Source organism: Micromonospora sp. CPCC 205558 (genome assembly GCF_036902955.1).
In the GTDB taxonomy this organism is placed as follows: Bacteria; Actinomycetota; Actinomycetes; order Mycobacteriales; family Micromonosporaceae; genus Micromonospora.
On sequence record NZ_JBAKHR010000012.1, the window covers coordinates 1 to 21160 of the forward strand.

At 69.0% G+C, this 21160-nt stretch carries 17 protein-coding genes; 15 read left to right on the plus strand and 2 right to left on the minus strand.

Features of this window, described 5'->3' with window-relative positions; all coding sequences use genetic code 11:
- Together V6U86_RS16010 and V6U86_RS16015 are read left to right on the plus strand one after the other, a co-directional pair.
- Window positions 1–568, plus strand: a 568-nt coding sequence (locus V6U86_RS16010; protein ID WP_334503888.1) for an RICIN domain-containing protein, incomplete at its 5' end; no start/stop codon positions are given.
- A gap of 188 nt (window positions 569–756) precedes the next feature.
- Window positions 757–2142 (plus strand): RICIN domain-containing protein, encoded by a 1386-nt coding sequence (locus tag V6U86_RS16015; RefSeq protein ID WP_334503890.1) that lies wholly within the window; start codon window positions 757–759, stop codon window positions 2140–2142.
- Window positions 2143–2214: 72 nt separating this feature from the next.
- On the opposite strand, the gene V6U86_RS16020 is transcribed toward V6U86_RS16015, so the two are convergent.
- Complete coding sequence (locus V6U86_RS16020; protein ID WP_334503892.1) at window positions 2215–2985, minus strand: FadR/GntR family transcriptional regulator; 771 nt, start codon at window positions 2983–2985, stop codon at window positions 2215–2217.
- A 146-nt stretch (window positions 2986–3131) separates the two neighbouring features.
- Between V6U86_RS16020 and V6U86_RS16025 the strand changes: the two genes are divergently transcribed.
- The 8 genes from V6U86_RS16025 to V6U86_RS16060 all read left to right on the plus strand — a co-directional run bounded on the left by V6U86_RS16025 (window position 3132) and on the right by V6U86_RS16060 (window position 11199).
- Window positions 3132–4394: an ABC transporter substrate-binding protein gene (locus V6U86_RS16025; RefSeq protein ID WP_334503894.1), complete on the plus strand. Its 1263-nt coding sequence runs from the start codon at window positions 3132–3134 to the stop codon at window positions 4392–4394.
- A 10-nt stretch (window positions 4395–4404) separates the two neighbouring features.
- Window positions 4405–5379 (plus strand): carbohydrate ABC transporter permease, encoded by a 975-nt coding sequence (locus V6U86_RS16030; protein ID WP_334503896.1) that lies wholly within the window; start codon window positions 4405–4407, stop codon window positions 5377–5379.
- Window positions 5379–6206 (plus strand): carbohydrate ABC transporter permease, encoded by an 828-nt coding sequence (locus V6U86_RS16035; RefSeq protein WP_334503898.1) that lies wholly within the window; start codon window positions 5379–5381, stop codon window positions 6204–6206. Before V6U86_RS16030 ends, V6U86_RS16035 begins: the two co-directional genes overlap by 1 nt.
- Window position 6207: 1 nt before the next feature.
- Window positions 6208–7431 carry a mandelate racemase/muconate lactonizing enzyme family protein gene (locus V6U86_RS16040; protein ID WP_334503900.1) on the plus strand — a complete coding sequence of 408 codons (1224 nt, stop codon included), beginning with the start codon at window positions 6208–6210 and terminating at the stop codon, window positions 7429–7431.
- Between the two features lie 105 nt (window positions 7432–7536).
- Window positions 7537–8562 carry a zinc-dependent alcohol dehydrogenase gene (locus tag V6U86_RS16045; RefSeq protein WP_334503903.1) on the plus strand — a complete coding sequence of 342 codons (1026 nt, stop codon included), beginning with the start codon at window positions 7537–7539 and terminating at the stop codon, window positions 8560–8562.
- Window positions 8559–9320: a 2-dehydro-3-deoxy-D-gluconate 5-dehydrogenase KduD gene (gene kduD, locus V6U86_RS16050; protein WP_334503905.1), complete on the plus strand. Its 762-nt coding sequence runs from the start codon at window positions 8559–8561 to the stop codon at window positions 9318–9320. The genes V6U86_RS16045 and kduD overlap by 4 nt, the downstream gene beginning before the upstream one ends.
- Window positions 9317–10195 carry an amidohydrolase family protein gene (locus V6U86_RS16055; protein WP_334503907.1) on the plus strand — a complete coding sequence of 293 codons (879 nt, stop codon included), beginning with the start codon at window positions 9317–9319 and terminating at the stop codon, window positions 10193–10195. The genes kduD and V6U86_RS16055 overlap by 4 nt, the downstream gene beginning before the upstream one ends.
- On the plus strand, window positions 10192–11199 hold the full coding sequence (locus V6U86_RS16060; RefSeq protein ID WP_334503909.1) for an aldo/keto reductase: 1008 nt from the start codon (window positions 10192–10194) through the stop codon (window positions 11197–11199). The genes V6U86_RS16055 and V6U86_RS16060 overlap by 4 nt, the downstream gene beginning before the upstream one ends.
- Window positions 11200–11377: 178 nt before the next feature.
- On the opposite strand, the gene V6U86_RS16065 is transcribed toward V6U86_RS16060, so the two are convergent.
- On the minus strand, window positions 11378–14932 hold the full coding sequence (locus V6U86_RS16065; protein ID WP_334503911.1) for a ThuA domain-containing protein: 3555 nt from the start codon (window positions 14930–14932) through the stop codon (window positions 11378–11380).
- A gap of 525 nt (window positions 14933–15457) precedes the next feature.
- Between V6U86_RS16065 and V6U86_RS16070 the strand changes: the two genes are divergently transcribed.
- The 5 genes from V6U86_RS16070 (at window position 15458) to V6U86_RS16090 (ending at window position 21097) form a co-directional block, all read left to right on the plus strand.
- Entirely contained in the window at window positions 15458–16969 is a 1512-nt protein-coding gene (locus V6U86_RS16070; protein WP_334503913.1) for a sugar ABC transporter ATP-binding protein, read from the plus strand.
- 114 nt (window positions 16970–17083) lie between these two features.
- The gene (locus V6U86_RS16075; RefSeq protein ID WP_334503915.1) at window positions 17084–18055 is read left to right on the plus strand and encodes an ABC transporter permease; all 972 of its coding nucleotides are present in this window, start codon (window positions 17084–17086) and stop codon (window positions 18053–18055) included.
- 2 nt (window positions 18056–18057) lie between these two features.
- Complete coding sequence (locus V6U86_RS16080; protein WP_334503917.1) at window positions 18058–19041, plus strand: ABC transporter permease; 984 nt, start codon at window positions 18058–18060, stop codon at window positions 19039–19041.
- 13 nt (window positions 19042–19054) lie between these two features.
- Window positions 19055–20239 carry an ABC transporter substrate-binding protein gene (locus V6U86_RS16085; protein WP_334503919.1) on the plus strand — a complete coding sequence of 395 codons (1185 nt, stop codon included), beginning with the start codon at window positions 19055–19057 and terminating at the stop codon, window positions 20237–20239.
- A 6-nt stretch (window positions 20240–20245) separates the two neighbouring features.
- Window positions 20246–21097, plus strand: coding sequence for a sugar phosphate isomerase/epimerase family protein (locus V6U86_RS16090; protein WP_334503921.1), 852 nt, complete (start codon window positions 20246–20248; stop codon window positions 21095–21097).
- Window positions 21098–21160 lie beyond the last annotated feature (63 nt).

A 21160-nucleotide genomic window follows, 5' to 3' on the forward strand; every position in this document is an offset into this window, starting at 1 on the left:
CGACTCGTGGCGTGGCTCCGACAACGCCCTGCTCTTCGACTGCAACGGCAACAAGAAGGCGGCATACACCGCCGTCCTGGACGCTCTCAACGGCGGCTCCACCCCGCCCACCACGCCCCCGCCGGGTTCCGGAGTGGACACCAGCGCCTGGTACGTGTTGCTGAACCGGAACAGCGGCAAGGCGCTGGACGTGTACGCCTCGGCCACCACCGACGGGGCGCGGATCAGCCAGTGGACGCGCAACAACGGCAACAACCAGCAGTGGCAGTTCGTGGACTCGGGCGGCGGCTACTACCGGGTGAAGTCCCGCAACTCCAGCAAGGTGCTGGACGTCAGCAACTTCTCCACCGCCGACGGCGGTGCGATCGTCCAGTGGTCCGACCTCAACGGCACGAACCAGCAGTTCCGGCTCGCGAACTCGTCTGACGGCTACGTGCGCCTGATCAACCGCAACAGCAGCAAGGCCGTCGAGGTGCAGGGCGCATCCACCGCCGACGGTGGAAACATCGTGCAGTACGCCGACTGGGGTGGCGCCAACCAGCAGTGGCAACTGGTCCGGATCGGCTAGCGACCGCCCACACCCTGAGCTGGGGTCCAGAGGGCTGCCGGCCGACCGGGATCCGGCCGGCGCCCGCCCCGGCGAGGTACGAACGAACGGTGGCCCGCCCCAGCGGGGGCGGGCCACCGTGACCATCAGCGTGCCGTTGCCGGGCCATCGCCCATCACCAATTCACCTGCGCCCTTAAGGAGTGCACCATGAAAGCCCTCGATGAGGCTCGTTCCGCCTCTCGACACAGACGTCGCTGGCGCTCAGGGTTGGCCGCGGCGGCAGCCGCGGTGATGGCGGCCAGCACCCTCGCCGCGGTCGACGCGGCGCCCGCGGCGGCCGCGACAGTGGACACCAACGCCTGGTACACCCTGGTGAATCGCAACAGCGGCAAGGCGTTGGACCTGTACGCCTCGGCCACCAACGACGGCGCGCGGATCAGCCAGTGGACGCGCAACAACGGCAACAACCAGCAGTGGCAGTTCGTGGACTCCGGGGGCGGTTACTACCGGATCAAGTCCCGGCACTCCGGCAAGGTGCTCGACGTCAGCAACTTTTCCACCGCCGACGGCGGCGCGATCGTCCAGTGGTCCGACCTCAACGGCACGAATCAGCAGTTCCGGCTGGCCGACTCGGACGGTGGCTACGTACGCCTGGTCAACCGCAACAGCAACAAGGTCGTCGAGGTGCAGGGCGCGTCCACCGCCGATGGTGGAAACATCGTGCAGTACGCCGACTGGGGTGGCGCCAACCAGCAGTGGCAACTCGTTCCGGTCGGCGGCAGCAATCCACCGCCGACCGGCGGCAGCGGCTGCGGCAAGGCGCCGACGCTGTCCAGCGGCACGCACACGATCCAGAGCAACGGCAAGAGCCGAACCTTCATCCTGCGGGTGCCCGCCAACTACAACAACAGCAACCCCTATCGGCTGATCTTCGCCTTCCACTGGCGGGGCGGCACCATGCAGGAGATCTCGTCCGGCGGCACCAGCGGGACCGCGTGGTCCTACTACGGGCAGCAGGAGCAGTCGAACAACAGCGCGATCCTGGTGGCGCCCCAGGGATTCGGCAACGGCTGGGGCAACTCCGGCGGTGAGGACATCACCTTCGTCGACGACATGATCAGCCGGATCGAGAGCAGCCTCTGCGTCAACCCGAGGCAGCGGTTCGCGCTCGGCTTCAGCTGGGGTGGGGGCATGAGCTACGCCGTCGCCTGCGCGCGGGCCACCGTCTTCCGGGCCGTCGCGGTCATCTCCGGCGCGCAGATCAGCGGATGCAGCGGCGGCACCCAGCCGATCGCGTACTTCGGGCTGCACGGCATCTCGGACAACGTCCTGAACATCTCCCAGGGCAGGGCGTTGCGCGACACCTTCGTCCGCAACAACGGTTGCACCGCCCAGAACCCGCCCGAGCCGGCCGGCGGCAGTCGTGCGCACATCACGACCGCCTACTCCGGTTGCCGGGCCGGGTACCCGGTGCAGTGGGCCGCGTACGACAACGGTCACATGCCCGGCCCGGTGGACGGCACGTACGCCGAGAGCGGCATCACGACCTGGACCAAGGGTGAGATCTGGAGGTTCTTCGCCCAGTTCTCGTGACGCTGATCGGCCAGCCGACGGCGTCCGCTCCCGTACCTCGGGGGTGGGCGCCGTTCCGGTCGCCCGGAACGGTCAGCGTTCGAGACGAGCCGGGCTCCCCGAGCCGTTGCGGCGGACCAACCAGGCCTCGGTGATGTGGGTGAACATCGCGTCGGCGGCACCGTTGGAGTCGTGGGCGGCGATGCGTTCGTAGATGCGTCGGTGGCCCTGGTTGGACGCCACGCACAACGCGCGTTCCGTGCGGCCCATGTACCGGGCGGTGTTGATGACCTGGCTCTCCAGCGCCCGTACGACGCCACGGGCGATGCGGTTCCCCGAGGCCTGCATGATCGTGTCGTGGAAGGCCCGGTCGTGGTCGTGGTAGGTCACGTGGTCGTCGACGAGTTCGTCCATCCGGTCCACCATTGCCCGCAGTTGATCGATGGTCTCGGCGTCGGCGAGACGGGCGGCGACGTTCGCCATGTCGGACTCCAGCACCCGCCTGGTGACGACCAGGTCGTCGAGGATGGCGAAGCTGTCGTCCACCGCGATGGTCGCGGCGAGGACGAGCTCGTCGAGCATGTCCCAGTGTGACGGTGGGGTGACCATGGTGCCGGCGCCCTGGCGGACCTGCACCAGCCCCTTCTCCTGGAGGATCTTCACTGCTTCCCGGACGACGGTCCGGCTCACCCCGAAGGTCTCGCAGAGGATCGGCTCGGGAGGCAGGGACGTCCCGGACGGGTGTACGCCGCGGACGATGCGCTCCACCAGTTCGGCGGTGACCGCCCTGGCGAGATTGGTCGGCCGACGCACCCACGCCGGGGTCGCCGGGCTGTTCAGGGCTGTCTCCCGCGGTGGCGTCATGTCCCCCTCCGAATGGCTCGCCGTGGCACGACGTCTGGATCAGTGTACGGCCGACTGTTGACGTCACACGTCATACGAGTTACCTTCCGGTCAACATTTGGCTCGCGGGACACCGCCGGCCATCCCCCATATAGAGGTGACAACTGATGAGACAGCGCGCAATGTGGTCGGCCGTCCTCGTTGTGGGCCTGGCCCTGGCCGGTTGTGGAAGTGCTAGCGATTCGGGCAAGTCAACCAGCTCGGACGGCAAGTTGGTGGTGTGGGACTGGAAGTCCGGCGAGCCGTTCGCCAAATCCTATCTGGACAAAGCCAAGGCCGACTTCAAGAAGAAGCACGCCGATGTCGAGGTCGAGTTCGTCGCGCAGCCCTTCGACCAGTACTACACCCTGCTCGGTGCGGCGATCCAGTCCGGCAAGGGCCCGGACGTCATGCTGTTCAACGGTGGCGGCCAGATCCGCGACCGGGTGGACGCGCTGGTGCCCCTCGACGAGTACGTGGCCGAGGACAAGCAGCGGCTGGCCGGCTGGGAGGCGTTCACCAAGGACAGCAAGATCTACGCCGCCCCGGTGACGCTGCAGGGTTACCCGATCTACTACAACAAGGCGATCTACCAGAAGGCCAACCTCGACCCGGCGAGCCCGGCCACCACGTGGGACAAGTTCGTCGCCGACTGCGCCGCCATCGCCAAGGCCGGTTCCAAGTGCTTCGCCCTGGGCAACAAGGAGGGCGTCGGCATCCAGTTCTGGATCTCCAGCATGGGCTCGACGACCCTCACCGCCGCCGAGTACGACGCCTGGATCACCGGCAAGCGCGACTGGAACTCGCCCAACGTCAAGCGCCTCTTCCAGCTCTGGAAGGAGACCGGCGACAAGAAGATGAACAGCGACGGGGCCAACTCGACCGCCATGTTCAACGACTCCTTCGCGCTCTTCCAGTCCGGCAAGGCCGCCCACGTCATGGGTCTGATGTCGGACGTGGGTCACTGGCAGGACTTCAACGAGTTCCTGACCCCGGAGAAGCTCGGCGTCATGAAGGCCCCGGTCGTCACCGCCGGCACCACCCCGACCCTTCCGTACGACGGCGGCATCGGCTACGCGGTCGCCAAGTGGACGAAGGACCCGAAGGTGGCCGCCGACCTGGCGCGCTCCCTGAGCTCGGCCGAGGCGTTGAAGGCCTTCTACGCCGACGCCGGCGCGATCGCCGCCGACACCACCATCGACGTGTCGGCGGGCGGCCCGGCGGTCTCCACGATCGTCAGTGAGCTGAAGAGCGGCAAGCCCGCTCTGCACGTGGCGCTCTCCTCGAAGACGATCGACCTGATGGGGCGCCTCTCCCAGCAGCTCCTCAGCGGTTCGATCACCGTCGACGAGGTGGTGAAGCAGCTGGCCGCTTCTGACCAGGCGGGCTGACCTCGTGCCAATGGGAAACACGCAACCGGCGGTCCGTTCGGCTTCGGCCGGACGGGCCGCCGGGGCGGCGGTCACCCCCGCCGCCCATCGGAGCGGCGCACGACCCCGTCGCACCCGCGGCGGCCTGCGGGCCGAGCGTTACGCCCCCTACATCCTGGTCGCGCCGGCCGTCTTGATCATCGTGCTGCTGCGGCTCTATCCGTTGCTCCTCGGCGTCAACTTCTCCTTCACCGGTGACGGCGCGCAGAACGGGACGGCGGTCGGATTCGGCAACTACCGCGAGCTGTTCGGAGATCCGCTGTTCCGCACCGCGCTGAGCAACGTCGCGCTGCTGGTGCTGCTGCTACCGGTGGCGGTGGCGATCCCCGGCCTCCTTGCGACGTTCATCTACCTCCGGGTGCCGGGCCACCGCTTCTACCGCAGCGTCTACTTTTTCCCGGCGGTGCTCTCGCCGGTCATCGTCGGTGCGATCTTCAACCTGTTGCTCGCCTTCGACGGCCCGCTCAACGCCGTGCTCGGGTCGGTCGGGGTCGGTCCGGTGGACTGGCTCGGAGACCCGGACATCGCGATGTTCATGGTGGTCGGCGTGCACATCTGGGCCACCTTCGGAATGGCCCTGGTGGTGTTCCTCGCCGGCTTCGCCACGCTGGACGCCGCGCTCCTGGACGCCGCCCGGGTGGACGGGGCGTCGCTGCGCCAGGTCATCTGGCACGTGGTCATTCCGAGCCTCGCCCGGACCATCCAGTTCGTCTTCGTGACCACGATGATCGGGATGCTGACCTCGATGTTCGGGTTGCTCTTCGTGATGACCAGCGGCGGCCCGGAGGGCTCGACATACCTGCCGGAGTACTACATCTGGATCCAGCAGGGCCAGATGAACCGCCCGGCCCTCGCGTCGGCAGCGTCGACGATCCTCTTCATGATCATGCTCGTCGTGGGGCTGTTGCAGATCAAGCTGCTCGAGCGATCCGGAAAGGAGGACTGATGTCTCGCATTCGACTGGGACGGTGGTTGGTCGCCATCCCGATGGCACTGCTCGCGCTGGCGACGATCTACCCCCTGCTGTTCACCGCCAACGTCGCGATGAAGACCCGGCGTGACTACATCCTCGACCGGTTCGGCCTAACCGACTCGCTGCGCTGGGAGAACATCAGCACGGCGTGGAACAGCGTCGGCATGGGCCGCTACTTCGTCAACTCGCTGTTCGTGGTGACGGCGTCGGTGCTCCTGCTGCTGCTGTTCGGGTCGATGGCCGGCTTCGCCCTGAGCCAGCTGCGGTTCCGCGGCTCGTCTGCGTTGTTCCTGGGTTGCCTCGCGGGGCTCTTCATCCCGTTCCAGGTGATCATGGTGCCGCTCGCTCGGATCATGGCCGACACGGCGCTCATCGACACGTACCCCGGTCTGATCCTGGTCTATGTGGCCCAGTTCCTGCCCTTCACGGTCTTTCTGATGACGAGCTACTACAAGGGCATTCCGCCGGAGATCGTCGACGCCGCGCGGATCGACGGCAGCACCGTGTACGGCGTGTACCGACGGATCATGCTGCCCCTGGGCACCCCGGCGCTGCTGTCGGTCGGCATCCTCAACGCGCTGTTCTGCTGGAACGACGTCCTCATGGCGCTGGTGATGATGCCCTCGGCCGATCACCGGACGCTCATGATCGGGGTGACCTCGCTGCGCGGGCAGTACTCCGACAACATCCCCACCTTCGCGTCCGGGGTGCTGATCGCCGCGATACCCGTCCTGTTGGTCTACCTGTTCCTCCAGCGCCAAATTGCCGACGGCGTCGCCGCCGGTTCCACGAAGGGTTGACATGCAGATCACGGGATATCGGACGCTTACGACGGTCCAGGAATGGGGGCGGCCCGTCGGCGACGCCAACGGGGTGTTCGCCGACGGGGTGGTCCCGGTCTCGATCGTCATCGTCGACACGGACGAGGGAATCTCGGGAGTCGGCCTCGGGCCGCACGTCGAGATCGAGCGGATCTTCGCAGCCATCGAGGGCGAAGACCCCCGTGCCGTGACGTCCCTGTACGACCGCATGTTGCGGCACACCTTCAAGGCGGGCCACGCAGGGCCGGTGTTCGGCACCATCGGCGCGCTGGACACCGCACTCTGGGACATCAAGGCGCAGGCCGCTGGCGAGCCGCTGTGGCGGCTGCTGGGCGGACGAGACCGCCGGGTCACCGCCTACGCCTCCGGGCTGGACATCGGGCTCACCGACGATGAGCTCGTCGCGGAGTACGAGGTCTACGCGAGCCACGGCCTGCGAGCGGCCAAGCTCAAGGGCGGGCTCGACATCGAGCAGGACCGGCGCCGCCTCGGCCTGGTCAAGGAGGTCCTGACCGAGGCCGGGCACGGCCGGCGGCCCGGCCTGATGCTCGACGTCAACGAGGCGTGGACCCGGAAGCAGGCCGTCCGGCACGTCTGCGAACTGGAGCGCACCCTGGACCTCATCTGGATCGAGGAGCCGGTCCGGCGCTGGGACGCCGAAGGGCTTGCCGCGGTCAGCCGGGGCGTGTCCGCGTCGGTCGCCACCGGCGAGAACCTCACCGGTCTCGAACAGTACCGTCCGCTGATCGCCGCCGGCGCGGTCGACATCGTCCAGATGGCGGCCGTCTGGGGAGTCACCCACTTCCTGCGGGCGTCCGCCCTGGCTCACGCCCACGACCTGCCGGTCAGCCCGATCGGCAACAGCCCGGTCGGGCTGCTGCACGCCGCGACCTCGGTGCCGAACCATCTGACGAGCGAGTTGCAGGACCTGCACCCACCGGTCGGTGTCTCCGTCGACCTGCACGTCGAGGATGGCGCCTTCATCCTCGGCGACGCACCCGGGCTGGGGATCCGGGTGGACGAGGAGCGGATCCGGGTGGCCAACCGCCGCCCGCAGGCGCAGACGGCCGACAGCCCCAACGTCCGGCCGGAGCGGGCCGGACGGCGGCTGCTGGCCGGAGTCGACGGGGTGATACCCGCCCGCCAGGTGCCTGTCAGGTCGCTGCACTCCCACAACGACGTGTCACCGACCGCACGGCACTGAGCTGACCGCCAGAACAGAAGGGCGTGGGTGCATCGCGACGGCGATGCACCCACGACCATGCCCGGTCGGCACGACCGACGTACCGACCGTCGAGACGGAGGAACGATGAAGGCAGTCGTCTACCGGGGGGCGCGAAACCTCGGAATCGAGACCCGCGACCCGGAGCCACCGGGTCGCGGCCAGGTACGGATCGAGGTGGCGTACACCGGCATCTGCGGTACGGACCTGCACATCTACCACGGCGACATGGACGCCCGCGTTGGTGACTCCGCGATCATCGGGCACGAGATGTCCGGGCGCATCGCTGCCATCGGCGAGGGCGTGACCGGCTGGAATGTCGGTCAGCCCGTCACCGTGATGCCGACCCGACCCTGCGGACGGTGCGCCGCCTGCCAGCGGGGCAACTCCCACGTCTGCCACGCGATGAACTTCCTCGGCATCGACTCACCGGGTGCCATGCAGTCGTCCTGGACCGTGCCGGTGGAGTTGGTTCTGCCGCTTCCGGAGGAGCTGCCCCTGGACCACGCGGCGCTCGTCGAGCCGGTGGCGGTCGCCGTGCACGACGTACGCCGGGGGAACGTGACCGCCGACGACCAGGTGGTCGTGGTCGGCGGTGGGCCGGTCGGCGTCCTCATCGCGACCGTCGCGCGGGACCGTGGCGCGCGGGTCCTTCTCGTCGAGCCGGACCCGTTCCGACGCGAGGTGGCGGAGGGGATCGGGATCGAGGCTGTCGACCCGCGATCGACCGATGTGGTGGCGCTGGTCAACGACCGTACCGAGGGCGCGGGCGCCGACATCGCCTTCGAGGTGTCCGGCGCCCCGGCCGGCGTCAGCACGGCGGTCGACGTCCTGACCACTCGCGGGCGGCTGGTCATGGTGGCGATCCATCCCCAGCCCCGGGAGGTGAACCTGCACCGGTTCTTCTGGCGTGAGCTGGAACTCCTCGGTGCCCGGCTGTACCAGCGCGACGACATGGTGGAGGCGATCCGGCTGGTCGCCTCGGGTGCGATCCCGGCACGGCAGCTGATCTCCCGAGTCGAGCCGGTCGAGGCGGCCAGCGGGGCCTTCGCGGCGTTGGAGGGTGGCGGCGTCATGAAGGTGCTGCTCGACGTGCGGGAGGGCAACCAGTGACGGCCCTGTTCGACCTCTCTGGACGGACCGCCGTCGTGACCGGGGCGCGGCGCGGTATCGGCCTCGCCATGGCCGAGGCCCTGGCCCTGGCCGGTGCTGACATCGTGGGCGTCTCCGCTCAGCTCGAAGCGGAGGGCAGCGAGGTCGAGCGTCGGGTCCGAGCCGCCGGCCGCCGGTTCACCGCGCTGCGGGCGGACCTCGGCGACCGGGCGGCCGTGCACCGGCTGGCCCGCGACATCATCGCTCTCGGGCCGATCGACATCCTGGTGAACAACGGCGGCACGATCGCCCGGACCCCGGCTGCGGAGCACCCGGACGAGATGTGGGACCACGTGATCGAGGTGAACCTCAGCAGCCAGTTCATCCTCAGCCGGGAGATCGGCCGGACGATGGTCGAGCGCGGCCGAGGGAAGGTCATCTTCACCGCGTCGCTGTTGAGCTTCCAGGGCGGTATCACCGTGCCCGGTTACGCCGCGTCGAAGTCCGGCGTGGCCGGCCTCACCAAGGCGCTGGCGAACGAGTGGGCGGCCCACGGGGTGAACGTCAACGCCATCGCGCCCGGCTACATCGCCACCGACAACACGCAGGCGCTGCGCGACGACCCCGACCGTAACCAGGCCATCCTCGGCCGGATCCCGGCCGGGCGGTGGGGCCGGGCCGACGATCTCGGCGGTGCCACGGTGTTCCTGGCGTCGACCGCGTCGGACTACGTCAACGGCGTGGTGCTGCCCGTCGACGGCGGATGGTTGGGCCGATGACCGGCGCACAGGAGGCCGGGCGTCCCGGCATCGTCGACGCACACCACCACCTCTGGGTCCGCGCCCGGCACCCGCAGACGTGGATCGACCCGGTGACAATGGCGGCCATCGACGCCGACTTCGAACCCGCCGATCTCGCGCCGCTGGCGCGGGCGGCAGGGGTCACCGCGACCGTCGTGGTGCAGTCCATCGCCTCCGTGGCGGAGACGGTGGACCTGCTGGGCGTCGCAGCCGAGGACACCCTGGTCCGTGGGGTCGTCGGCTGGGTCGACCTGACCGCCGACGACGTCGCGGAGCGCCTCGACCAGCTACGGGCAGCTCGCGGCGGGGAGCGTCTCGTCGGCATCCGCCACCTCGTGCAGTCCGAGACCGACCCGGCGTACCTGGACCGCCCGGACGTCCGTCGGGGGATCGCCGCGGTGGGCGCCGCCGGGCTCGTCTACGACCTGCTGGTACGCCAGCACCAGCTGCCCATGGCCGTGCGCCTCACGCGCGACCTGCCCGAGGTGAGCTTCGTCCTCGACCACCTGGGCAAGCCCGCGCTCGGCCACCCGGAGATGGCGCAGTGGAGCCGGGACCTGCGGGCGTTGGCGGCCTCGCCCAACACGACGGCGAAGCTCTCCGGGTTGGTGACGGAGGTGCCGGCTTCGCACTGGACGCCGGGGGACCTGCGACCCGCAGTCGAGGACGCGCTGGGCGCCTTCGGGCCGGACCGACTGATGTTCGGCTCGGACTGGCCGGTCTGCCTGCTCGCCAGTTCGTACCAGCGGTGGGTCGACACCATGGCGGAGCTGCTGGACGGCCAGGACGGCGCCGACCAGGCGTCGGTCTGGGGCGAGACGGCACGCCGCGTCTACGGGCTGGCGGCGTCATGATGGCTCGTGCCCTGCCGCGTCGCCCGGAGGTACGCCTCAGCGAGCTGGGCTTCGGCGCGGCCCAGGGTGGCAACCTGTACCGGACGACGACGGACGAGGAGTTCGCCTCGGCTGTCGACGCCGCCTGGGAGGCGGGCGTCCGGTACTTCGACACCGCCCCGCACTACGGCCTCGGGCTGTCCGAGCGCCGCCTCGGCGCCGCGCTGCGCCAACGGCGGCGCGACGAGTACGTGGTGTCGACGAAGGTCGGGCGACTCCTGGTGCCATCACCCGAGGACGCGCATCTGCGGGACTCCGACGGGTTCGATGTGCCCGCGACCCACCGACGGGTGTGGGACTTCAGCCGCGACGGCGTACTGCGCTCCATCGAGGCCAGCCTGGACCGGACCGGGCTGGACCGGATCGACATCGTCTACCTGCACGACCCGGACGACCACTGGGAGCAGGCCGCGCACGAGGCCGTACCCGCCCTGATCGACCTGCGCGACCAGGGGGTCGTGGGTGCCATCGGCGCCGGCATGAACCAGTCGGCGATGCTGGCGCGGTTCGTGCGGGAGACCGACGTCGACGTGATGATGTGCGCCGGGCGGTACACCCTGCTCGAACAGGGCGCGGCCGGCGACCTGCTGCCGGCAGCCGAGAACCGGGGGGTGGGCGTGGTCATCGCGGGCGTCTACAACTCCGGGCTGCTTTCGCGGGAGCGGCCGCCGGCCGACGCCGTCTACAACTACCAGCAGGCCCCGGCAGCGCTGATCGAGCGGGCGCGGCGGATCGCCGCGGTCTGCGAGACGTACGGGGTGACGCTGCCACAGGCGGCCCTCGCCTTCGTCCGCCGGCACCCGGCCGTGGTGTCGACGGTGGTCGGCGTCCGCAACGAGGCACAGGCGCTCGAGACGGTGCGACGGTCCGGGATCGTCGTGCCGGGCGAGTTGTGGGACGACCTGGCGGAGGCCGGCCTACTCGCCGCGCCGCCCGGCCGGCACTCTTCGGTCGAGCCCGGCTGACGATGGCGCTGACCTTTGCTCTGCACCCGCGGGTGCGACGGTGACGGCGACCCTGACCTGACCTCTGCTCTGCACCTGCGGGTGCGACGGCGACGGCGACGTCCCGGCCGGGACCGGCTCCGATGCTCGGATACCGGTCCCGACCGGGACGTCAGTTGTTACCGCGACAGCGGCGGGATCACACTGCGGTGAACCGCCACTGCTGGTTGGCGGCGCTGTGGCAGGTCCACTGCAACAGCCGGGCGCCGTCAGCGGTGGATGCGCCGTTGACGTCCACGCAGAGCCCGCTCAGCACATTGCGCACCGTGTACACGCCGGAGGTTCCCGTCGCGGTGGCGGTGAACTTCTGCTGGTTGCCGTTGTTGCAGGTGGCCTGCTGGAGGTAGGCGCCGGCCGCAGTGGAGCTGCCGATCACCTCGACGCACTTGCCGCTGTGCACCGCCTTCAGGTAGACCGCACCGCTGCCGGCGTCGACCGCCTGCCACTTCTGGTTGTTGCCACCGGTGGACGCCCACTGGGTGATCTGGGCGCCGTCAGCGGTGGAGACACCGCTGACGTCCATCAGCTTGCCGCTGTGCTGCGCGGTGACCGTGTAGGTCTTGCCCGCCAGACCGTCGCCGCCACCGTTGGTGGGCGTCCCGACGCCGTTCCCGCCGAAGGTGTGCGAGTCCAGATCGAACCAGTTGTTGCCGCTGCCCTTGAACACCATGTAGAGCGTCTGCGTCCCACTGCTGGCGGCGACGCTCACCGGTGTCGTGGACTGGTAGTTGTCCCAGCCACCGGTGGCGGGCACCGACGTGGTGGCCAGCAGGGTTCCGGTGGGTGAGCCAGACCGCAGCTCGATCGTGCCGCCACCCGACGGCGACGACAGCCGGTAGCTGACCGTCGAAATGCCGGACAGGCTCATCGGGCTGAACGAGATCCAGTCGTTGTTGGAGATGTCACCGACGCGCTTGGTGCTCTCCGCGGCGGCCTGGTCGACGACCCGGATACCGGACTGGCTGGTGAAGTACTCGGACTGCTTGTGCTTCGGCTGCAGGATCGCCTGCGCGGTCCCGGTGAGCGGAGCCGCGCCCCCCGCACCGCCGCTGTCGGTGTAGCGGGCGTTGAGCACGTAGAACAGGTTGGCACCATCGGGGTGCCCACCGAGCAGATCCGTGGAGATGGTGCCCGAACAGCCCGGGTACTCGGTGGTCTCGTGCGCGTGGTCGTCGTGACCGAGCGCCGGGTTCAGGAACACCTTCGAGCAGTCGACGGTGCCGCCGTCCGGGTCGGTGACGGTGATCTGGTACGGCACCTTGTCACCGAAGGTGAGCATGCCACCGTTCGGCGGAGTGGTGATGGTGAGCACCGGCGCGCTGTTACCGACGGTGATCTGGACGTTGGCGAAACCCGTCTTTCCGGTGTTGTCGGTGACCTTCAACTGGGCCGTGTAGTTGCCGTTGGCGGTGTACACCTTCGACGGGTTGGCCGCCGTGGAGGTGGTGCCGTCGCCGAACGTCCACTGGTAGCTCAGCGTGTTGCCCGGGTCCGGGTCGGCCGTGCCCGCGCTGCTGAACTGGACGGTGAGCGGCGCGCTACCACTGGTCGGCGTGCCGGTGGCCTTGGCGATCGGCGATCGGCCGCCCTGGATGTAGTCGATCCGGTAGAGCCCGGAGTCGCTGTTGCCGCCACCGAAGTTGGTGCCCCACTCCAGCAGGTAGAGCGAGCCGTCCTTGCCGAACTCCATGTCCATCGGCTTGTTGAACCGGGTGCTGGGCAGGAACGGGTTGGTCCGGGTGACCGTGGAGGACGAGTCGAAGTGCACTTCCTTGATGTAGTTGCGGGCCCACTCGTAGAAGAAGTGCACGCCGTCGTAGTAGGGCGGGAACTTCGTCGCGGACGGGTTCGACGCGTCGTACCGGTAGATCGGCCCGCCCATCGGCGCCGAGCCGCCGGAGCCCAGCTCCGGGAAGGTCGGCGAGGTGCCGTAGCCGTACCAGATGTTGGGTGCGACGACCGGCTTCAGGCTGGTCAGACCGGTGTTGTTCGGCGAGTTGTTGACCGGCGCCGAGCAGTTGAACTTCGAGCCGACGACGCCGGTGTCCGGGTTGAACGGCGCGTACGGCTGGTTGTCACCGTGGCAGAACGGCCAGCCGTAGTTGCCGGCCTGCTTGATCACGTTGAGCTCGACCAGGCCCTCGGGCCCTCGGTTGGTGGTGGGCGGGTTCCGGTCCGGCCCGTAGTCGGCCAGGTAGACCCAGCCGTTGGCCGGGTCGATCGAGAAGCGGAACGGGTTGCGGAAGCCCATCGCGTAGATTTCCGGCTTGGTCTGCGCCGTGCCCTGCGGGTAGAGGTTGCCGGACGGGATGGTGTAGCTGCCGCTGGCTCCGGGGCGGATGCGCAGCAGCTTGCCGCGCAGGTCGTTGGTGTTACCCGCGCTGCGCGCGGCGTCCAGGTTTGACTTGCCCGAGCGCCAGTCCAGCGGGGCGTACCCCTGCCAGTTGGGGTCGAGGTTCGGTGCGGTGTCGTCACCGGTGCCGATGTAGAGGTTGCCGTCCGGGCCGAACTTGATGTAGCCGCCGGTGTGGCCGGGCTCGGGGAAGGTCCGGTCCCGGTACGCCGGGATGTCGATGATCGTCACGCCGCTGGACGTGTTCAGCGTGTCACCGCTGACCGTGTAGCGGGAGACGCGGTTGACGTCGGTGCTGCTGCTGGCCGGCGAGTGGTACAGGTAGATGTACCCGTTGCTGGCGAAGTTGGGGTCCAGCGCCATGCCGGTGAGGCCGTCCTCACCACCGGTGTAGACGCTGAGCGTGCCGGCGGTGACGGTGCTGTTGGTGGAGGGCTTGAAAATCTTCACCTGGCCGCCGCGCTGGACGTAGAAGACGCGGCCGTCCGGTGCCACACCCATCGCCATCGGGTCGACTGTGTTGTCGTCCAGGGTGCGCTTCTCGAAGTTGCCCCAGACGGTGCCTCCGCAGTCGCCGGCGGCGTTGCCGGCTGCCCACTTGACACCACCGAGGACGTGGTTCTGGAAGTTCGTCTCGCTGTAGGAGGCGATCGCGTGGCCCATCGCGGTGGCCCACACCCGTCCGCCGCCGGCGTTGCGGCACCATGAGATCGGGTGATCTGGGCCCATCGCCCGGGATCCGGGGTTGTAGGTGCGCTCGTCGGCGGTCACCAGCACGTGGACGTTGCCGCGCGGGTTGGTGTCGAAGTTGTACCACTCCTCGCTGCGGGTCCACCGATCCGGCAGGCTGGTCGTCGACGGGTGCTTCTTGTCGGCGACGATGGCGGTGCCCTGCAGCACCCCGGGGGAGTGCTCGGGCATGTGGGCGCCGCCGTTCATGGTCTGGTCCCACCACGGGTATTCGGACTCGATGCCCATGTCGGTGGCGTTGTGGACGCCGACGATGCCCTTGCCGCTGGCGAGATAACCCTCCACCGCCTGGCGCTGGGCCGCCGAGGTCCAGACCATGCCGGAGGTCTGGAACATGATGATGACGTCGAAGGTCGCCAGGTTACTGGCGGTGAAGACGCTTGAGTCCTCGGTCTGCACCAGCTCGAAGTTGTTCGCCGCGGCCTGCTGCTGGAACATGCTGATGCCGGCGGGGATCGAGTCGTGCCGGTAGCCGACGGTCTTGGTGAACAGCAGGGCGCGGAAGGCCGGTGCCGCCGACGCGGGTGGGGCGAGTCCGAGCGCCAGTAACAAGCCGGCGATCACTGAGATGAGCAGTGTGTTGCGACGCATGGCGTCTCCTAGGTTGGACGGGCAACTCCGATAGCGACCCGGGCCCCCGCAGCACGTCAGGTTGTGTCTGGACGCGCGCGACGGCACGAGGGTGGTGGTCGGTCCTCGTGCCGCTCGCCGAAGACGGCAGTCAGACCCGTGGGACGTCACCCAGCGTGATGTTGGCTGTGGTTCTCGTCCGGTGATCCACGGGGTCAGGATGAGCTACAAATAGATGGCTGTCAATCAATGAAGTAACGTCCGACGTTGCGCCCGGATGACGACGGCCGTGATCGGCTCCCTCGCTGCGGCGTCGCTGCCGCTCAAGCTGCGGCCCTGGCAATCGGCCCCGGTCGAGGATTGCGGACCTCCATCCAAACATCTATCTTCATACGTGTGATGTTTCCTCGATGTCAAGGGAATGTTCGCACCATAAGAACGTAAGCATCCGTCGATGGCTACGAAAGTTCGATGCCCAGCACCGCGGGGCCGCCGTAGGGTTCCATCGAATCTTGTTGATGACTACTGTCTGTGAGGGCTTTCGGGATGTCAGATCCGCCGCCGACGCCGCTTCTCACCCTTCGGGGCATCGGCAAGTCCTTCCTTGGAGTACGCGTCCTCGACGGCATCGACCTCGACGTCGCGCCGGGCGAGGTGCACGCCGTCGTCGGTGAGAACGGCGCCGGGAAGTCGACCCTCATGAAGATCGTGTCCGGCGGCTACAGCCCGGACGAGGGCACCGTCGAGTTCGCCGGTGCGCCGCGCAGCTTCCGCGGCCCACGCGACGCGCAGCGAGCCGGGGTCGGCATCATCCACCAGGAGTTCAACCTGCTCCCGGAGCGCACCGTCGCGGAGAACGTCTACCTGGGGCACGAGCCGGTCCGCCGCGGGTTGGTCGACCGCCGGGGCATGCTCGACCGCACCCGGCAGCTGCTCGCCTCGATCGGCGAGACCACGTTGCCGGCCGACGCCCGGGTGGGCCAGCTCGGTGTCGCGCAGCAGCAGGTCGTCGAGATCGCCAAGGCGCTGGCCCTGGACGCGCGGCTGCTCATCATGGACGAGCCGACCGCGGCGCTTGCCGACCACGAGGTCGAGTTGCTCTACGGGCTGGTACGCCGACTCCAGGAGCGGGGCATCGGGCTGCTGTACGTCTCGCACCGACTCGCCGAGGTCTTCGACCTGTCCAGTCGGATCACCGTCCTCAAGGACGGCCGTCGGGTCACCACCGTGGACACCGCGGACACGACCGCCGACGAGTTGGTGCGGCACATGGTCGGCCGGGAACTGTCCAGCTACTACCCGGACCGGGCCGTTCCCGAGGACCGGGGTCCGGTACGGCTCAATCTGCGCGACGCGGGAAACCGGAAGCTGCGCGACGTCAACCTCCAGCTGCGCGCCGGCGAGGTGCTCGGCATCGGTGGCCTACAGGGCTCCGGGCGCTCCGCGCTGGCCCGTGCGATCTTCGGGGTGTCGCCGTTCACGACCGGCGATGTCACGCTCGACGACCGGCCGGTTCGACTGCGCTCACCCCGCACCGCGATGCGGGCCGGCATCGCCTACGTGACCGAGGACCGCAAGGGCGAGGGGATCGTCCCCCGACAGTCGGTGCTCGACAACGCGCTGCTCGCCAGCCGGGCCGTCTTCGCCGCTCGCTCCGGCCGGGCGGCAAGGACCGTCCGGGTGCGCGAGTTGCTGGCCGCCGTGGAGGTCCGTGGCGCCGGCGACGACCAGGAGATCCGCTTTCTGTCCGGGGGCAACCAGCAGAAGGTCGTGCTGGCCCGATGGCTCGCGCTCAACCCGCGGATCCTGCTCTTCGACGAGCCGACCCGGGGCATCGACGTGGGCGCGAAGTCAGCCATCCACGACCTCGTCCGCCGTCTCGCCCGCGATGGCGCGGCGGTGCTGATGATCTCGTCCGATCTACCGGAGCTGCTGGGAATGAGTGACCGGATCGTCGTCATGCGGGACGGCCACGTCGCGGGCGAGCTGCCCGCTGGCGCGACCGAGGAGGAGGTCGTCGCGCTGGCGGTCGGCACCGCCCGGGAGATGGCCCAGTGAGCGCGAGGAGTGAGCCGGGTTTGCGAGCCCCGCAGTCGCGAACGGAGATGGCCCAGTGAGCGCGAGGAGTGAGCCGGGTTTGCGAGCCCCGCAGTCGCGAACGGAGATGGCCCAGTGAGCGCTTTGTCGCTGCTGCCGGCCCGGCGTCCCGTACCGGGTGTCTTCGTGGCCCTGACCCTCACCCTGGCGATCGGCTGGTTGGTCGTCCTGCTCGACGGCGGTCAGCTCTTCAACCAGTCCACGACGGTGAGCCTGCTGCATGTCGCCGCCGGCCTCGGGCTGGTCGCGGTCGGCCAGACCCTGGTCATCCTGGGCGGCTCGCTAGACCTTTCGGTGGCGTACGTGATCAGCCTCAGCACCCTCGTCGCGGCCGAGACGATGAACGGCAGCGATGGTGCGGTGCTGCCGGCGATCGGCCTGGCGCTCGTCGTCAGCGCCGGCGTCGGGCTGCTCAACGGGATCCTCGTCACCAGGTTCCGGGTCAACGCGTTCATCGCGACCCTCGGCGTCGGGCTGCTGCTCAAGGGTTACCTGGACAACGGCTACGACGGTCCGGCCGGTGTCACCGCACCCTCACTCGTGCAGTCGCTCGGCTACCAGCGCGTCGGGCCGGTCCCGGTGTCGTTCGTGCTGCTGATAGCCGTCACCGCGGCGGCCTGGTTCGCGCTCTCGCGGACCCGCTTCGGCCACCACCTGGTCGCCGTCGGCGGGGATCCGGAGGTGGCCCGGCTCTCCGGCGTCCGCAACGACCGGATCCTCGTCACCGCCCACATCCTGTGCTCGATGTGCGCGGGCCTCGCCGGCATCTATCTCGCCAGTCGGCTCGGTTCGGGCGCCCCGCGCGTCGGCACCGAGGGTCTCTACGACCTGGAGTCGATCGCCGCGGTGGTGATCGGCGGGACCGCTCTCGCCGGTGGGCGCGGCGGCGTCATCGGCACGGTCGGCGGGGTGCTGCTGCTCGCCAGCATCGACGCCATCTTCAACCAGCTCGAGGTCGACGCCTTCTTCAAGCAGGTGATCCGGGGCGTCATCATCATCGCCGCGGTCGCCGTCTACGCCCGCCGGGCCATGCGAAAGGCGGCCTAGCCATGCAGACCGTCCAGCCCCGTTCCCTGCCGCTGCGTCTGCCGCGGGTGCGTCCCGGCGGTGTCCTGCCGATCCTCGCGATCCTCGCTGTGCTGTTGGTGCTCGTCGGCATTCGGCAGCCCGACTTCCTGGCCCCGTCGTCGCTGATGTCGTTCCTCGGTCGTTCGGCGCCGATCATCCTGCTCGCCGCCGGTCAGTACTTCGTGATCGTCTCCGGTGAGTTCGATCTCTCGGTCGGGTCCCTGGTCACCGCGCAGGTGGTGGTCGCCGCCCGGCTGATCGACAGCGACCCGGCGCGTACCTGGCCGGTGGTGCTGCTCCTGCTCGCCTTCGGAGCACTGGTCGGGTTGGTCAACGGCCTGGTCACGACTCGGCTGCGGGTGCCGTCGTTCATCACCACCCTCGGCATGTTCCTGATCCTCGTGGGCGCGGTCTACCTGTGGTCCGACGGCGCCCCGAAGGGTGGGCTCTCCGAGGAGTTCCGGCGGTTCGGCCGGCGGGCCTTCGAGGACGTGCCGCTGCTGGGCCGTGTGCCGTACGCGCTGGTGGTCCTGGTGGTCCTGGCGGTGGCGGCCGTGCTGCTGATGCGCTCGGACTTCGGCCGGACGCTGGTCGCCGTCGGCGACAACCCGCGCACCGCCGAGCTGAGCGGTGTACGCGTCTGGCGTACCCGGACCTTCGCCTTCATCCTCAGCGGGCTCGCGGCGGCGGTGGCGGCCATCCTCCTGGGCGGCTACAGCGGCGTGTCGTTCCAGGCCGGTGCGGGCCTGGAGTTCGGTGCGATCACCGCTGTCGTCCTCGGTGGAGTGGCGCTCGGCGGAGGTCGCGGCGCGGTCGTCGGGGCGATGCTCGGGGCGCTGACCCTCGAGCTGCTGTTCGCCCTCATGAATTTCTACGGCGTCTCCGGCGCCCTCAGGTCGACCGTCCAGGGCGCGATCATTTTGCTCGCCGTGGCGGTCTCGGCAACACGTTCTTCGTCGAGATGAAGGGGAAACCATAGTGCGACGTTCCATGGCGGCACTGGCCGCTGTCACCCTGCTGTCCCTCACCGCCTGTGCCACCGACGAGCCGGCCGCGAGCCCGTCGGGAAGCGCGTCCGCCGCCGCTGGTTCCGGCACCGGAGACCAGTCGAAGTTCTTCGTGCAGGCCGACTACGACGCCGAGCTCGCGCTGCTCGACGCGGCACCGACAGGCCCGGCCGACAAGCCGTGGGAGCAGGTGCTCAACCCGACGATGGTTGACACCGCCAAGTTCAAGAAGAAGGGCCCGCACAAGATCTGCTTCTCGAACGCGGCGCTGAACAACCCCTGGCGGCAGGTCGGGTTCAAGACCATGCAGGCCGAGGTCGAGGCGCAGAAGAGCCGCATCAAGGAGTTCGTGCACGTCGACGCCGAAGGTAAGGACCAGAAGCAGATCGCGGACATCAACGACCTGCTCGGCAAGGGCTGCGACGCGCTGATCGTCTCGCCGAACACCACCGCCACGCTCACCCCGGCCGTCGAGGCGGCCTGCAAGGCGGGGCTGCCGGTCGTCGTCTTCGACCGCGGTGTCAACACGAAGTGCCCGGTGACGTTCATCAACCCCATCGGCGGCTATGGGTTCGGCCACGTCGGCGCCGAGTTCGTCAGTCAGAAGATGAAGCCCGGCGGCAAGGTCCTTGCCCTGCGGATCCTGCCGGGCGTGGACGTCCTGGAGACCCGCTGGTCAGCGGCGAAGGTGGCGTTCGACAAGGCGAAGGTCGACGTCGTGGGCGTCGAGTTCACCGACGGTGACCCGGCCAAGACCAAGAAGATCGTCGACGACTACATCCAGCGGTACGGCACGATCGACGGTGTCTGGATGGACGCCGGAGCGACGGCCGTCGCGGCGGTCGAAGCGTTCCAGGACGCGGGCAAGCCCGTTCCGCCGATGAACGGCGAGGACCAACTCGACTTCCTGAAGATCTGGAAGGACAAGAACCTCACCGCGATCGCGCCGACCTACCCGACCTACCAGTGGCGGACGCCGATCCTGGCGGTGCTGCAGATCCTCGACGGCCAGCAGGTGTCCAGCCCGTGGAAGCTGCCACAGCCGACCATCACGCAGGACAACCTCGACCAGTACCTCGACGCGAGCATGCCGCCGCTGCACTACGCGATGTGCGGCTGCACTGACCTGCCCGGCTACCCGCAGCGCTGGAAGTAAGGTCCGATGTACGCCATCGGCGTCAACCCCTGGGTCTGGGCCTCGCCGGTCGACGACAAGGCCCTGGCCGAGCTGATTCCGCGGATCGCGTCGTTCGGCTTCGACGCGGTCGAGTTGCCGATCGAGCAGCCCGGCGACTGGGACCCGATCCGTACCCGGGACCTGTTGGCCGCGCACGGGCTCGTGGCCGCCGGCGTCTGCGCGGTCACCCCGCCGGGGCGGGAACTGGTCGACGCCGCGCCGGCGGTCGTCGAGTCGACGGTGGCGTACCTCATGGACTGCGTGGCGAACGCGGCGGCCGTCGGCGCTGGATGCGTCGGCGGTCCCGCGTACGCCTCGGTCGGTCGCACCTGGCGGATGTCGCCAGCGGCTCGCGCGGCCTGCTACGCGGACTTCCGGCGCAACCTCGCGCCGGTGGCCGAGCGGGCCGGCGAGTTGGGCGTGAGCATCGGCGTCGAGGCGTTGAACCGCTACGAGACGAGCGTCGTCAACACGATCGAGCAGACCGTCGAGATGATCGACGGGCTGCCGTCGAACGTCGGCATCATGATCGACACGTACCACATGAACATCGAGGAGGCCGACCCCTACGCGGCTCTCGCCGTCGCCGGCCGGCACATCAAGCACGTCCAGGTCAGCGGCACCAACCGGGGCGCGCCCGGTGCTGACCACTTCGACTGGCCCCGCTTCTTCACCGTCCTGCGGGACACCGGCTACCAGGGCGCTATCTGCATCGAGTCGTTCACCGCGGAGAACGAGACCATCGCCACCGCCGCGGCGATCTGGCGTCCGTTGGCCCCCTCGCAGGACCGTCTCGCCACGGACGGCCTGCGCTATCTCCGGGAGATCCTCGGATAACCGTCTCGGCCCGTCACCCCCGCGCTCGTCGAGGCCGTCCGCCCACCCCCACCCCGTTCTCAC

Bases quoted from the DNA above. Each gene is read 5' to 3' on its own strand.
- V6U86_RS16015 (WP_334503890.1), top strand. From the start codon at position 757: ATGAAAGCCCTCGATGAGGCTCGTTCCGCCTCTCGACACAGACGTCGC.
- V6U86_RS16020 (WP_334503892.1), bottom strand. From the start codon at position 2,985: ATGACGCCACCGCGGGAGACAGCCCTGAACAGCCCGGCGACCCCGGCG.
- V6U86_RS16025 (WP_334503894.1), top strand. From the start codon at position 3,132: ATGAGACAGCGCGCAATGTGGTCGGCCGTCCTCGTTGTGGGCCTGGCC.
- V6U86_RS16030 (WP_334503896.1), top strand. From the start codon at position 4,405: ATGGGAAACACGCAACCGGCGGTCCGTTCGGCTTCGGCCGGACGGGCC.
- V6U86_RS16035 (WP_334503898.1), top strand. From the start codon at position 5,379: ATGTCTCGCATTCGACTGGGACGGTGGTTGGTCGCCATCCCGATGGCA.
- V6U86_RS16040 (WP_334503900.1), top strand. From the start codon at position 6,208: ATGCAGATCACGGGATATCGGACGCTTACGACGGTCCAGGAATGGGGG.
- V6U86_RS16045 (WP_334503903.1), top strand. From the start codon at position 7,537: ATGAAGGCAGTCGTCTACCGGGGGGCGCGAAACCTCGGAATCGAGACC.
- V6U86_RS16055 (WP_334503907.1), top strand. From the start codon at position 9,317: ATGACCGGCGCACAGGAGGCCGGGCGTCCCGGCATCGTCGACGCACAC.
- V6U86_RS16060 (WP_334503909.1), top strand. From the start codon at position 10,192: ATGATGGCTCGTGCCCTGCCGCGTCGCCCGGAGGTACGCCTCAGCGAG.
- V6U86_RS16065 (WP_334503911.1), bottom strand. From the start codon at position 14,932: ATGCGTCGCAACACACTGCTCATCTCAGTGATCGCCGGCTTGTTACTG.
- V6U86_RS16070 (WP_334503913.1), top strand. From the start codon at position 15,458: ATGTCAGATCCGCCGCCGACGCCGCTTCTCACCCTTCGGGGCATCGGC.
- V6U86_RS16080 (WP_334503917.1), top strand. From the start codon at position 18,058: ATGCAGACCGTCCAGCCCCGTTCCCTGCCGCTGCGTCTGCCGCGGGTG.
- V6U86_RS16090 (WP_334503921.1), top strand. From the start codon at position 20,246: ATGTACGCCATCGGCGTCAACCCCTGGGTCTGGGCCTCGCCGGTCGAC.